Annotated in this window: 10 protein-coding genes; 4 read left to right on the forward strand and 6 right to left on the reverse strand. The window is 65.3% G+C overall.

Translation table 11 applies throughout. From position 1 onward, the window contains the following. Nucleotides 1–5: 5 nt before the first annotated feature. Complete coding sequence (locus ACS7SF_RS11600) at nucleotides 6–644, forward strand: ABC-type transport auxiliary lipoprotein family protein (RefSeq protein WP_439889930.1); 639 nt, start codon at nucleotides 6–8, stop codon at nucleotides 642–644. Between the two features lie 122 nt (nucleotides 645–766). Further along, the gene (locus ACS7SF_RS11605) at nucleotides 767–1957 is read left to right on the forward strand and encodes a VanZ family protein (RefSeq protein WP_439889931.1); all 1191 of its coding nucleotides are present in this window, start codon (nucleotides 767–769) and stop codon (nucleotides 1955–1957) included. On the opposite strand, the gene ACS7SF_RS11610 is transcribed toward ACS7SF_RS11605, so the two are convergent. Continuing rightward, nucleotides 1945–3189 (reverse strand): rhizoferrin export MFS transporter, encoded by a 1245-nt coding sequence (locus ACS7SF_RS11610; RefSeq protein WP_439889932.1) that lies wholly within the window; start codon nucleotides 3187–3189, stop codon nucleotides 1945–1947. The genes ACS7SF_RS11605 and ACS7SF_RS11610 overlap by 13 nt on opposite strands. Beyond that, nucleotides 3186–5147, reverse strand: a complete 1962-nt coding sequence (locus ACS7SF_RS11615) for an NRPS-independent rhizoferrin synthetase (protein WP_439889933.1) — start codon at nucleotides 5145–5147, stop codon at nucleotides 3186–3188. The genes ACS7SF_RS11610 and ACS7SF_RS11615 overlap by 4 nt, the downstream gene beginning before the upstream one ends. Before the next feature lie 326 nt (nucleotides 5148–5473). Between ACS7SF_RS11615 and ACS7SF_RS11620 the strand changes: the two genes are divergently transcribed. Next, a complete protein-coding gene (locus ACS7SF_RS11620) occupies nucleotides 5474–7576 on the forward strand; it encodes a phosphocholine-specific phospholipase C (protein WP_439889934.1) in 2103 nt (700 codons plus the stop codon). A gap of 143 nt (nucleotides 7577–7719) precedes the next feature. Here ACS7SF_RS11620 and ACS7SF_RS11625 read toward each other — a convergent pair whose 3' ends face one another. From ACS7SF_RS11625 to ACS7SF_RS11640, 4 genes are all read right to left on the reverse strand, one after another. Then, nucleotides 7720–7935: a hypothetical protein gene (locus tag ACS7SF_RS11625; protein ID WP_439889935.1), complete on the reverse strand. Its 216-nt coding sequence runs from the start codon at nucleotides 7933–7935 to the stop codon at nucleotides 7720–7722. A 672-nt stretch (nucleotides 7936–8607) separates the two neighbouring features. Continuing rightward, nucleotides 8608–8910, reverse strand: a complete 303-nt coding sequence (locus ACS7SF_RS11630; RefSeq protein WP_439889936.1) for a hypothetical protein — start codon at nucleotides 8908–8910, stop codon at nucleotides 8608–8610. Then, nucleotides 8907–9977 carry a hypothetical protein gene (locus ACS7SF_RS11635; protein WP_439889937.1) on the reverse strand — a complete coding sequence of 357 codons (1071 nt, stop codon included), beginning with the start codon at nucleotides 9975–9977 and terminating at the stop codon, nucleotides 8907–8909. Before ACS7SF_RS11635 ends, ACS7SF_RS11630 begins: the two co-directional genes overlap by 4 nt. 201 nt (nucleotides 9978–10178) lie before the next feature. Beyond that, nucleotides 10179–11624 carry a PAS domain-containing protein gene (locus tag ACS7SF_RS11640; RefSeq protein ID WP_439889938.1) on the reverse strand — a complete coding sequence of 482 codons (1446 nt, stop codon included), beginning with the start codon at nucleotides 11622–11624 and terminating at the stop codon, nucleotides 10179–10181. Nucleotides 11625–11906: 282 nt separating this feature from the next. Between ACS7SF_RS11640 and ACS7SF_RS11645 the strand changes: the two genes are divergently transcribed. Next, nucleotides 11907–13430, forward strand: a complete 1524-nt coding sequence (locus tag ACS7SF_RS11645) for an aldehyde dehydrogenase family protein (protein WP_439889939.1) — start codon at nucleotides 11907–11909, stop codon at nucleotides 13428–13430. Nucleotides 13431–13445 lie beyond the last annotated feature (15 nt).

The raw sequence follows: 13445 nt of genomic DNA on the forward strand, positions 1-13445 counted from the left end.
ATTCCATGCCGATGTTGTCTGCTGTATTCCGCCACACGCTGGCGCTGTCCGGGGTGTCCGCAGTTATTGCGCTGGCTGCGTGTTCCAGCGCGCCAGTCGCCCCGACCGCGCTTTACGACTTTGGCCTTGCGTCTGCCACCAGCAGCGGCGCGCGTCTGCCCACTGCCCTGCGTGTGACGGAGGTGGCCGGCCCGGGCTGGATGGACGGTAACGCCATCTTCTACCGCCTGGCCTATGCGCAAAGCCAGCGTACCGATGCGTACGCCAACAGCCGCTGGGTGGAGTCGCCCGTGAACCTGTTCGATGCACGCCTGCGCAATGCGGCGGCGGCGCGCGGGCAGGTGGTCAGCTATGCCGCGCCGGATGTGCCGTCCCTACGGGTCGAACTGGTCGATTTCTCCCAGGTGTTCGATCGGCCGGATGCGAGCCGGGGTGTGGTGCGCCTGCGTGCGACGGTCTTCCAGTCGCGCGGGGTGATCGACCAGCGCGTGGTGCAGGCCGATGCACCTGCGCCCAGTACGGACGCCGCCGGCGGGGTGGTTGCGCTCACGCAGGCATCCGACAAGGCCATCGGCGAGGTGCTCGACTGGGTGGCGGGCTTGCCGCTGGGGGCGGCCGCGCAATCCGGCGCGCACCGACGCTAGCGGACTCGTGCCCTCCGCCGGACAGGGGAACCAACCGTGATGTGCGGCATCGGACGCTATCATGGGCGCGCTTCTTCCGAACCCGTCCGTTTCTCCTTCCAGACGACTCGCAGCACCCTCCGGTGACGGACCTCCACTCGCAACCCGCCGTACCTGCCCCGCATCGCCACTCGCCGCTTGCTCGCGTCGGGCTGGGGTGGTTTGTGCTGCTGGTCATCTACGCCAGCCTCTATCCGTTTGCCGGGTGGACGGATACGGGCGTGTCGCCGTTTGCCTTCCTGACCGCGCCGCTGCCCCGCTACAACACCGGCTTCGACCTAGTGACCAACGTGTGGGGCTATATGCCGCTGGGCATGCTGACGGTGCTGGCGTTGCATCCGCGTATCACGGGCTGGCGTGCGGTGCTGCTGGCGATGCTCGCCGGGTTGCTGCTGTCTGGCGCCATGGAAGCCATTCAGACCTACCTGCCTACGCGCATTTCCTCCAACGTCGATCTGGCAACCAACACGATCGGTGCGCTGCTGGGCGGGATCATCATGGCGCCGTTTGCGGGGCGGTTGATCGATCGCGGTGGACTGCGGGGTGTGCGCAAGCACTGGTTTGAGCCGCATGCCACGTTTGCGATTCTGTTGCTGCTGCTGTGGCCGTTTGCGCAGACGTTTCCGCAGGAGTTTCTCTTTAGCATGGGTGGCGTGGTGCGCAGCATGCTGCTGGACCCGTCGCCGGATGCGTTCCTGACCAGTGTGATCCGCAACTGGTTTCCCGATCTGTTCGACTGGCACGATCAGTTGCAAGCGCACCCCGAGGCGCTGCAGCGGCAGGAATTGCTGGAAGCCCTCATCACCGCCTGCAGCTGGGTCGGCACGGCGCTGCTGGCCACGGTGACCATGCGCCGTGGGGCGCCCATGCTGCCGCTGCTGGCTGCGCTATTGACCAGCACGCTGCTACTGAAGGCCGGTGCGACGCTGCTGCAGTTTCCGTTGGCGGGGGCGTGGGATTGGCTGTCGTCCGGCGCGCGCTTTGGGCTGGTGGTTGGCTCGCTCGCGCTGGTGCTGCTGGTGCGTTTGCCGCGCTGGCTGCGGGGCGGGTTGGCGATGACGCTGCTGATTGCGCTCATCGTGCTCTCTAACGTGCTGCCGCCGAGCCCGTATTCGTGGGTGTCGGCGCAAGCGTGGCGGTTGGGGCGCTTCGTGCATTTCAACAGCCTGTCGCAGTGGATCGGCTGGCTGTGGCCCTTCCTGGGTCTGGGCTACCTCGTCTGGCGCGCCGAGCAGACGCATCTACTACGGCGCGCCAGGCGTCAGGCGCGCTGAGCCTGCACCACCGGAGGCGCCCCGCGCGGTGACGCCACGCGGCGCACGATCAGCACGGCGGCCAGGGCTGCAACGTACATCGCTGCCATGGCGATAAACCCCGAGCGCCAGCCGAAGAGCCCCGTCGAAACGGCCGCCACGCCTAGTCCAATGAGCGCACCGCCCTTGGCTGCACTGCTGCACAGCCCCAGGGCAAAACCTTGGCGTTCTAGCGGGCTGGTCTCAGCGACCAGGCTGTTCATGACCGGTAGCAGACCACCCAGGCAGATGCCCCAAGCCAGGCGCGCCGCAATGAAGCCGATCTCGCCCTGCGCCAAGCCTTGCCACAGCGCGGTCACCCCGCACACCGCCGTTAGCATGCCCACACGGCCGAGCGTGGCGTGCACCGGCAACCCCGCGAAACGTTTCGCCCACCAACGCGCCGACAACGCCAGCGTCGCCGCCGTGGCGCTATAGGCGAGGCCCGCCAGCATGACCGAGCCATGGAGCGTTTCGGTGATGTACGGCGCGAGAAAACCCTGCGGCATGACGCGCGCTGCCTGCACGGCCACGGTACCCAGCAGCAGGCCGATGACGAGCCCGCCCAGCGGCGCGTGTTGCGTGGCGGATGTGTCCGCCGTCGGGTGGGACGTTTCGCGCAGGCGGGGTGGCACCGAAGGCAAATACAGCATCGCCAGCGGAATGCACGCCAGGATGATGACGGCACCCGCCGTGTTGGCCATCCGAAAACCCATCCACGCAACGAGCCACGCGCCGACTGGCGGTGCCATGAAGCTGCCGCACGCGGTGACGGTTTGTAGATCCGCGAAAACGCGTCGGCGCATGTCGGCCGGCGCCACGCGCATGGCATAGATCTGCGCGGCGGCCAGAAAGCCCGCCAGCCCGCCCTGCACCGTGCGCGCCAGCAGCACGCTGGCCGCCGAGTCCGCATAGACCGACCACAACTGGGACGCCGCCAGCGCCACCAATGCCCGCAGGATCATCGGCTTGGCACCCACGCGGTCCGCCAGCCGTCCCCACCAGGGGGCCGTCAGCAGCGTGGCGGCCATCGGTGCAAAGTAGGCCGCGCTGGCCACCCACGCGAACGGCACGTGCGGCACCGGCGTCAATTCGCGCAGGAAGAGCGGCCAGAACGGGCCGGTCATCTCCATCGCGCCCATCGACAGTGCCTGAATGATGAGCAGCCACCGAATGGCGCTACGCCACGCGTCGGCACGCACGACCGAGCTCATGCCGTGGCCACCGCAGCCAATGGATTCGGCAACGCGGCATGCATGTCATCGGACTGGTCGCGCAGGCGCATGCGCACGAAGGTCTTGAACGTCCACGGTGCTTCGAGCAGTGCGTGACGCTCATGTGCCCAGGTGTCGGCATCCATGACGGTGCGGCTGGCGTCGAACGCAGCGTGCATGGCGTCACGCCACTGGCGCAGGCCCGTTGTGCTGCCGTGGTCCGGGAACAGCGCCAACGCCAGCTCACCGATATGGCACAGCAGGAACGCGTGGATCAGCTTTTTGCGTGGGACGTCGCGGTCCGGGTACGTGGTGTGCCCAGCGCGGAAAGGTTCGATGGAGAAGCCTTGCGCTTGCAACGCCGGCAACGAGATCTTCACGTCGCCAAAGTCGCGCACGACCAGCCGCACCGGCATGCCGCCTTCGTCGATGACGACGAAGGTGTTCTGCTGGTGCGCCTCCAACGCAATGCCATAGCGCAGATACAGCCCAACGACGGCCGGAATCGCTACGCCCAGGTAAGCCGCGAAGAAACGCGTGGCGCGTTCCGCACGGGTGCCGGCGGCTTGGCGTGCAAGCACGGTATCGAGCAGCGTGGGCGCGGCCGGTTGTGTCATGTCGGCGGTGAAATCTGGCGTGAACAGCGCCCCCACGGGCAGCAGCCGTTGATTGCCGGGGATGCGAGCGGTGGGGTTGTCGCGCACGATCATCGACAGGTGGCGCGCGCGATCGTCGTCCGTGCCGGCCAGGTGGATGCCGTGGCGCTCCGGCACGATCGACAACACGGATGCCAGCGCCGCATCGGCCGCGAGGATGCTTTCCAGCAGCATGCTCACGCGCGGGCCCATGACGGCGGATTTGGGCGACACGGTGCGCTCCACGCTGGTGAGTCGCATGCTCACGGGCAGCTTCAGCATCGGACCGCCCGGCGCATTGGTCGCCGCCACGGTACGGAACGACATGGTCGGCCGTGCCGCGATGGTGATCTCGGGCAACACGATCAGTTCGCCTGCCTTCAATTCATCGGCGAAGGTCTCGCCGAGCGTCGTGTCGCGCTGCCACGGGTGGACGGGCAGTGGCAACCACGCTTCCGGCGCCAGCTGACGTGCCAGCAAGGCGTGGCGGAACGCACGCATGGCGTCGGGGAAGGTGGACGCAAACCAGGCAGCGTAGGGTTGCGCACCCGCCATCGTGGTCACCTGCAGACGATGTGCGGCCACGGCGACCAGCCCGATGGGCACCTGCGCCTCGAACTCCGGCGACAGCGCAATCACCTGATCGGGCGACAGCCCCATCCGCGTCTTGTAGGCCGGGTGCCAGGGGTGGCCGCCGGTGCCCCATTGCTCGGTGCGGGCCAGAGCGTGTGGTGTGCCATCGTCGGTGAGCAAGGCCAGCGCGTCTTGCGCCGCCGCCGAGGCGCCATGTTCTGCGGCCAGCTGCTCGCCCCAGGCAAGCCGATAGGCCTGGCATAGCGTGTCGTTGTCTTGGCTGTTGTCCAACTCGGCCGACAGTCGCGCAATGGCGGTCAGGCGCGAGACGTCTGTCGCGTCGCTGGTGTCCAGCATCGGCGACAGCCAATGAAGCAGCGTGGACGGCCGATCAATGGACACCGGCGGCCGATCGTGCGCGAGCACGGCCACGTCGCCCGTCAGCGTCCAACTGCCCAGCGCACCCGCGCGTAGGCCCGTAAAGCGCAACAGCACGCGCTGCTGCCAGATGGGCAACAGCGTCACATCGGCGCGGGTATCGGGGATCAACTGGCCGGGGCTGAGCAGTGCTTCACGAAACAAAGCCTGCAGCAAGCGCGACAGCACGCGGCGCCGTGCCAGCTGTTGCGCGGCAGACCAATGGGCTGCGCGTACACCGGCGCTCTGCAGGGCCGGAATCGATTCAAAAACGGGGTTGCCGGGCGCGGCGGCAATGGGCGGATGAGCGACGGGATCAGCGTGACGTTGCATGAGAGGGCTCCTACGGGGATCAGCACGGGCAGGCGAGCGGGGGCTCGCTCCTGCGGCACAGGAATCTGATGTAGGGGCCGCTCGACGGGCTGTCGGGCGATGCGCGTGCTAGGCGCGGATGCGGTGGAGCGCGCCATGCCGGCGGCTATCCGCAATTTGTTGCGCTGCAGTGTAGATGAGAATTGCTCTCATTTGCAACAGTGCTCCATCAAACGGGTGGGGTTGCGTGCCACTGTTGACAGGCGCCGTCTTCACGCAACCGACACGAATCCTTTCTACCTTAGCGCCTGACCCCCACCCCCCAACACCCTCAACAGGTAGAGAAGATGACCTCCAAGAGCCGCCGTGGTTTTCTCCGTTCCGCCGCCCAACTGGCTGCCGCGTCTGCGGCCATGGGTGCGGTGCCCGAAGGCATTCGTCAGGCACTGGCTATCCCCGCCCACAACGCGCACCGCAGCATCGAAGACGTGCAGCACATCGTGATCCTTATGCAGGAGAACCGCTCGTTCGACCACTACTTCGGCACGCTCAAGGGTGTGCGCGGGTACGGCGATACGCGCACCGTCACGCTGCCCACGGGCAAGAGCGTGTGGCATCAGCCGGTCGCTGGCGGTGTGGGCGAGGTGCTGCCGTTCCGCCCAAGCGCTCCGGACCTCGGCCTGCAGTTCCTGCAAGACCTGCCGCACGGCTGGAACGACACGCACCTCGCCGTCAACGGCGGCCGCTACGACGGCTGGGTCCCGCACAAGGGCACCACCACGATGGCGTATCTCACGCGCCAAGACATCCCGTTCCACTACGCGCTGGCCGACGCCTTCACCATCTGCGACGCCTACCACTGCTCCACGCCCACCTCGACCGACCCGAACCGCTATTACATGTGGACGGGCTACGTCGGCAACGACAACGTCGGCGGCGGCCCCGTGATCGACAATGCGGAAGCCGGTTACGGCTGGTCGACGTATCCGGAAGTGCTCGAAGCCGCCGGCATCTCGTGGAAGATCTACCAGGACATCGGCACCGGCCTGAACGCCGCCGGCTCATGGGGCTGGACAAGCGACGCCTACATTGGCAACTACGGCGACAACGCGCTGCTGTACTTCCACCAGTACCAGAACGCGCAGCCCGGCAGCCCGCTGTACGACAAGGCCCGCACCGGCACCAACGCGGCGGCCGGCGACGGCTACTTCGACATCCTCAAGCGCGACGTGCAGAACGGCACGCTGCCGCAGGTGTCGTGGATTGCGGCACCGGAAGCCTTCTCCGAGCACCCGAACTGGCCCGCCAACTACGGCGCGTGGTACATCGACCAGGTCCTGCAGATCCTGACCTCCAACCCCGAGGTGTGGAGCAAGACTGCGGTGTTCATCACCTATGATGAGAACGACGGCTTCTTTGACCATCTCGTACCGCCGTTCGCATCGTCGGGCAGCAATGGTTTGTCCACCGTCGACACCACGGGCGAATACTTCCCAGGCAATGCCAAGTACGGCGCAGGCAGCTACGGCCTCGGCCAGCGCGTGCCGATGCTGGTGGTGTCCCCGTGGTCGAAGGGCGGCTTTGTGTGTTCCGAGACGTTCGACCACACGTCGATCATCCGCTTCATCGAGCAGCGCTTTAAGCGTACGCACCACGTCAAGTCGCCGAACATCTCGAAATGGCGCCGCGCGGTGTGCGGTGATCTGACCTCCGCGTTCAACTTCGCTACGCCCAACGAGGTGGTGCCCACGCTGCCGAGCACCGCCGCCTACGTGCCGAAGGACAAGCTGCGCCACGCCGACTACGTTCCATTGCCGCCGCTGGTGCAGGCCGTGCCGAAGCAGGAGAGCGGCGTGCGTCCCGCCCGCGCACTGCCGTACGAGCTGTTCGTGCGTGGCCGCCAGGACGAAGCCGCCGGCAAGTTTCAGCTTGAGTTCGTGAACACCGGCGATGTGGGCGCCGCTTTCCTCGTCTACACCGCGGGCAGCGCCGATGCACCGCGCACCTACACGGTGGAAGCGGGCAAACGTCTGTCGGACAAGCTGGCCGTGAACGTGGGGGGCGCATACGACTTCACTGTGCATGGCCCGAACGGCTTCCTGCGACGCTTTGTCGGCAAGCTGTCGCTTTCCGGTTTGCTGCGCCCGCACGGCCGCGCGCTGGAGGTAAAAGAAGGCTACGACGTTGCCAACGGCAACCTGCAGCTGCGCCTGATCAACCACGGCCGCACGCCCACCGTGTTCACCATCAAGAGCGCCTATACCGGCGAGAGCGTGCAGCGCGAAGTGCGCGGCGGTGACGATGCTTCGGTGTACCTGGACCTGCGCGCACAGCACGCGTGGTACGACCTGACCGTCACGGCAAGCACGGACGCTGGCTTCGAACGCCGCCTGGCAGGCCACGTCGAGACCGGCCGCGCCAGCGCGTCCGATCCGGCGCTCGGCGCCTAAGCCACGCGGCCGTTGTCGCCGGCCCGTTAGCTCGCTGCATCTGAAACAAAGGCCGCCTCGGTATCAATGGGGCGGCCTTTTTTGCAAGGATAAATGGTTTGATCGTCTGGATGAGCTCGAACCGGGATACTCAGTCCAATCCGTCAGTGTTCAGAGCGCTTGCTTGTCGGGACTGCGCTTTCGTCGTTCTTTTTAAGCTGATTGCGGAGACGGCGGTTGTCGATAAGTAGTATGAAGAATGCAATGACGAACAGCCATTGTGTTCCCCATTCACCGGCGTAATGAAAGTATGTCCACGAAATTCCCGCCACGACGAGGGCGCTGGCGATCAGTGCGGCTTTGTCCTTAATCGGGTTCATGCTGTGCTCGCCATACTCCCTTGGGACAGGGCTCGTGCTCGAAATCCGTAGCTGGCCCGAAGGTTGGAGGCCATGAGCACTTCGGGGTGTCGCCGCATGACGTCAGCCACGACAGGAGGGATTCACAACCCGCGACGCAGAGCAAATCTGTGCGCAGTAGCGTTGGCATTGTGAGCGCCAGCGGTACAAAGCAGGGCTGAGTCGGCTGACACGATCAGGCTTCCCACAAGGGCACCTGCATAGAATGCTCCGCCCAGTGAGGCGACAACCATCAATGCTTCCAGCCCGGTAGTCGCGCCAATCGCTCACCCACGGTGGCACGAGGGCCGACCTTTTCGATCGCGCCGAGAATTGTGCTGAGCGTTGACACAGCCGTGTTTTGGGCAGAGAAAAGGCTCATTGGCGCGGGTAGGCCCAGAGCGTTCATGTTGGCTTCGAACGCCGTGGCAAAGTTTCCGCAAGTTGCCATGTTATGAAATCACCTGGTGTCGTTGATCGGACAACAAGGATATGAAGAGCTCAGCCCCGTTGTTGGTACGTCCGAAAAGTTGACAGAGCAATTCAATCAGAGTTGCCGCGAATACGTGCGCGCCTGATATAGCGCGAGCGCGCTCAACCCGACGATCATCACGATCGCCAGTACATCGGCGTACGGATAGCCCCAATAGCTCGTCATTGCGTGGTCTCCTTCGGTTCGAGGTCGATCAGCCCGGTGTCGGCCATGCGTTGGCGGCCGAAGTCGGTGATGGCGTAGCGGAAGTGCATCTTGTCGGCGGCTTCATCGAAGGCGTCTTCGGGCGTCTGCACGAGGCCGCCGGAGTACAGGTCGGCCATGATGGCGCGGATGCTGCCGGTCCAGTATTCGTCTTCGGGTTTGCCGTATTCCTGGCAGGCGCGATGAACGATCTCGCCGTCCCACAGGGCTTCGCCGTTGGCGAGCAGTTGCAGGATGTAGCCTTTCATATGCAGCTTCATGCGTGGGTCTCCGCTGGGGTGGTGGGGGCGGTACCGCGAATGACTTCGAGGTTTTCCGAGCTTTCCGACACCATCACAAAGCTGCCGAGAATCACCAGCGCCAGCCCGATCAGGAAGTACCACTGCGGAAACTGCAGCGTGAAGATGGCCGTGAAGATGGTGGCGAACATCGCGTAGAGCGCGGCCATCGCCTGCCCGCGGCCCACGCCAATCAGCGGAATCGACTTGTACCAAGCCACCGCACAGAACGCGAAGGTGAGCCCGCCTGCCGCCAGCCACAGCAGCGCCTTGCTGTGCACGATGCCCGAGACGATGTCCGTCACCGGGACCGGCACGTGTGCGAACAGCGCGACGGCCGGCAGCACGAAAGCGATCCAGTAGATGGCCTCGGCCGTGTAGCGGATGGAGACGCCGCAGTCCGGGTCGCTCACATCCATGGCGCGCGCGCCGATGGCGCCTTCCAGCCCCCAGCCAATGGCCGCCATGGCGCCGCCCAGATAGCCGATCCACACGTTGCTGCCGCTGTGGTTTTCGGCGATGAGCGCGGGCGCGTAGATCGCTACGCCCCCGCCGATGATGATGGCGATGCCCAGCGCCGCCCGTGTGCTGATGCGCTCGCGGTACCAGAACCGCGCCACCGTGGCGCCCACCACCGGGTACATCAGGCCAGCCACCGCCGCGAATACCGCGCCCACATAGCCCATCGCCAGATACGAGCCGAAGTTGGCCATCAGCCCGCCCGCAATGGCCGCCAGGAAGTACCACGACGAGATTTTGCGGAACTGCAAGAGGGTGCGGAAGTAATCCCCCAGCTTGCCGAGCGTGCCGAGCCACACCCACTGGAACACCATCACCATGCAGCAGTGGAACGCCGTGATGACGGCCGCGCAGGTCAGGAAGACGCGCGGGTCAGCGAGGTCGAGCGTGGCGAACGGAGATTCATGCCAGACGGCGGTGCCCGGGATGTACCAGGCACCCCAGAGAATGGCGGCCCATAGCGCCCAGCGGTAGCCCCACTGCAGCGTTCGCTTGTGATAGGCCGCGCGGGCGGCGGAGGAAGAAGCCAAAGCCGGTCTCCTTGTTCTGTGCATCACCGGCCAATACAACCGGGGGCGAGGCAAGTGACGCGAAAATTACTACGGGTTTAAAAATTAACTAATGGTGCTTTTTGGTGAGTCTATGCCGGTACTCCGGGTGTGCCGGAAAACTTCGCAACGATTGACGGGCTTGCTACGAGTTGACGTGTGTTACGTCAGGTGAAGGGGTGTTTATGAGGCGCCCGCCTCGGGCACGGTGTCGACGATGGTGATCAGATGCAACGGCGCCTCGGTGGCCGGATCGCGCGCCAATGACGTGGTCAAACGCACCGGCACCGCCCAGCCATCGCCGCGTACCAGTTGCAGCGAGAGCGCATACGTCGGCATCGTGCCGGCCAGCAGTTCGCCGTACTGGCGCAGGTGGCGGGCGAGGTCATCGCGGTGTGTCAGGTCGAGCAGCGTGCGCTGTTGCAGTGCCGCTTCGGACTGGCCCAGCAGCTTGCATAGCCACGGGTTGGCGTGCAGACAGCGGCCTTCCAGGCTGACCTGCGCGATACCGACCGGCGCCTGTTCGAATAGGCTACGCAGCTTGGCTTCGCTGTTGCGGAAGGCCGCCTGGGCCTCCACTTCGGCCGTCACATCCTGCGCTGCGCCCACCATGGTGGGCGTGGTGGCCGTCGGGTCCTGTACTTCGCCTTCCTCGCGGATGTGGCGGTGGGTGCCGTCGGGCAGGGTGATGGTGTATTCCACGCGATACGGCTGCCGGCTGGCGACCGCCTCGTCCAGCACCGCCTGTACGCGCGCGCGGTCCGCCGGAACAATGGCTGCTAGGTATCGCTCCATGGATACCGGCGAGCCCGGCGGCGTCCAGCCAAACAGGCGGTAGGCCTCGTCCGTCCAGCGGCACGCGTCGGTGCCGGGCTCCCAGATCCAGCCGCCGAGGCGGGCGATTTTCTGGGCCTCGGCCAGCAGCGCCTCGGAATCGCGCAATGCGGCTTCCGCCGTGCGGCGCTCGGTGATGTCCAGGCTCAGGCCGATCATCTTGACCGGCCGATCCTGCGTATCCCGCACCAGCGTCGCGCGCGAGACGATCCAGCACACCTTGCCGGGTGCGGGCGCAATGCGAAATTCATGTTCGTAGACGCCGCCTTCGGACAGGTTCCGCGCCACAGCAGCCTCCACGCCTGGCACGTCTTCCGGAATCACGCACTGCCAGAAATCGTCCAGTGTGCGGATCGGCCGGCCAAACAGGCGCGCGGCATTCGGCGAATACGCCACCGCATCGGTCAGCAGGTTCCACTCCCACGTGACCACGCCGGAAATTTCTTGCGCGAAGGTCATGCGCGCCTCGCTTTCCACGATGGCGGCCAGGTGTTTCTGGCGGCCTTCGCGGGCGCGGGTGTCGGTGTTCAGGTTGGCTTCCAGGTCAGCCAGGGCGCGGTCGCCGTAGCGCAGCCACAGCCAATTCACGTTCAGGAAGCGGGCCAACGCGAGCAGGTTGGCGTATTCGATCTCGCCGCCGCGCGTCCATTTGTGGACTGCCGACGGCGACACCCCCAGCGCGGCCGCCACCTGCTTGAGCTGGATGCGCTCGCGCGTCAGCACGCCTTTGAGGCGCCCGGCAAAGCTGTCGTCGTCAAGCGCGCCATCGGCGGCGGGGAGTGAGGCGGCGGTCATGAATCGGAATTCACTGAAGGTTGTTTGCAACAGTATAGCGCCTGCTAAATAGCTGAAATCTATCGATTTTTATGGAAATTAGGTCTTAACGATTGGTCGTAGGCAACCATTTCTTCCTAGACTAGTCCATGATTCTCCAAAGGTAAATAAAAACACTGACAGTGAATTTTTGAGCCGCCGTGCCGAAATGCGTCGATCGCGACGCTACGGTGTCGGTATTTCGGGCGCCGGCTTCTTCGTGCGCCAGCCCGGGTGTTTCAACCCGCTTAACCGGTCCAGGATATGACGCAAGCTTCTCTTTCCACCGATCTCCGTTCCACTACGCTCGCTCCCCGTCTTGATCTGTACATCGACGGCCAGTGGGTGCAGCCCGAAGGCGGCGTGTACCGCGACATCGTCGATCCCGCCACCGAAAACGTGCTGACGCAGGCCGCCGATGCCTCCGTGGCCGATGCGCAGCGCGCCATCGCCGCTGCTCGCCGCGCGTTTGACGAAGGCCCGTGGCGCAACACCGGCACCCGTGAGCGCGCCCGCCTGCTCAACCGCATTGCCGACGCCATCGACGCCGATGCCGAGAACCTGGCTACGCTCGAATCGCTGAACACCGGCAAGACCATTATCGAAAGCCGTTGGGACATGGACGGCATTGCCGCCACGTTCCGCTATTTCGCAGGGCTGGTCGCGACCGAGTCGGGTCTCGTCAACGAGGCGCCGTCGCACGTCATCAGCCGCACGCTGCGCGAGCCGGTGGGCGTGTGTGGCCTGATCACGCCGTGGAACTACCCGCTGCTGCAGGCCGCATGGAAGATCGCGCCGGCACTGGGCGCGGGCAACACGATCATCATCAAGCCGAGCAACCTGACGCCGCTGACCACGCACCGCTTTACCGAGCTGCTGATTGAAGTGGGTGTGCCGGCGGGTGTGTTCAACCTGATTACCGGTGCGGGCGAAGCGGGTGCCGAGCTGTCGCGCAACTTGGACGTGGATCTCGTCTCGTTCACCGGCGGTGCCGTTGCCGGCGCGGCCGTCATGAACGCGGCCATCGGCAACTTCAAGAAAATCGGCCTGGAACTGGGCGGCAAGAACCCGAACATCATCTTCGACGACGCGGACTTCGACACCGCTGTCGATTACGCCGTCAACGCGGCGTTCTTCCACGCGGGGCAAGTGTGCTCGGCCGGTTCGCGCCTGATGCTGCAAGACGGTATTCACGACCGCTTTGTCGACGCGCTGGTCGAACGTGTGAAGCGCATCCGCGTGGGCAACGGCTTTGCCGAGGGCACGCAGATGGGCCCGGTGCAATCCGCGTTCCAACGCCAGAAGATCATCAACATGATCCAGGCCGGCGTGCAGGAAGGCGCGGTGCTGCGCTGTGGCGGCAAGGCGCCCGAAGGCAAGCAATTCGAGCGCGGTTTCTGGCTGGAACCGACGGTGCTGGCCAACGTGCGCGACGACATGAAGATCGCCACCGAAGAGATCTTCGGCCCGGCACTCACCATCGAGCGCTTCTCCACCGAAGAGGAAGCCGTGCGCCGCGCCAACAACACGCCGTACGGCCTGGCGGGCGCCGTGTGGACGCGCGATCTCGACCGCGCCAACCGCGTCACCCGCGCGCTGCGCTTTGGCACCGTGTGGGCCAACGACTATCACCCGTACTTCCCGGAAGCGCCGTGGGGCGGCTACAAGGCCAGCGGTATCGGCCGCGAGCTCGGCCGCGGTGGTCTGGACGAGTACACCGAACTCAAGCACAGCTACATCAACCTGGCGCCGCAGCCGATGGGCTGGTTCGGCGCGGACGCTGAGTAAAAAGGGAGGGCACGT

Source organism: Ralstonia sp. 25C (assembly GCF_051904805.1).
Lineage (GTDB): Bacteria > Pseudomonadota > Gammaproteobacteria > Burkholderiales > Burkholderiaceae > Ralstonia.

Excerpts from the sequence above, each read along its gene's own strand:
- ACS7SF_RS11600 (WP_439889930.1), top strand. The coding sequence starts at position 6 with ATGCCGATGTTGTCTGCTGTATTCCGCCACACGCTGGCGCTGTCCGGG.
- ACS7SF_RS11610 (WP_439889932.1), bottom strand. The coding sequence starts at position 3,189 with ATGAGCTCGGTCGTGCGTGCCGACGCGTGGCGTAGCGCCATTCGGTGG.
- ACS7SF_RS11615 (WP_439889933.1), bottom strand. The coding sequence starts at position 5,147 with ATGCAACGTCACGCTGATCCCGTCGCTCATCCGCCCATTGCCGCCGCG.
- ACS7SF_RS11620 (WP_439889934.1), top strand. The coding sequence starts at position 5,474 with ATGACCTCCAAGAGCCGCCGTGGTTTTCTCCGTTCCGCCGCCCAACTG.
- ACS7SF_RS11625 (WP_439889935.1), bottom strand. The coding sequence starts at position 7,935 with ATGAACCCGATTAAGGACAAAGCCGCACTGATCGCCAGCGCCCTCGTC.
- ACS7SF_RS11630 (WP_439889936.1), bottom strand. The coding sequence starts at position 8,910 with ATGAAGCTGCATATGAAAGGCTACATCCTGCAACTGCTCGCCAACGGC.
- ACS7SF_RS11640 (WP_439889938.1), bottom strand. The coding sequence starts at position 11,624 with ATGACCGCCGCCTCACTCCCCGCCGCCGATGGCGCGCTTGACGACGAC.
- ACS7SF_RS11645 (WP_439889939.1), top strand. The coding sequence starts at position 11,907 with ATGACGCAAGCTTCTCTTTCCACCGATCTCCGTTCCACTACGCTCGCT.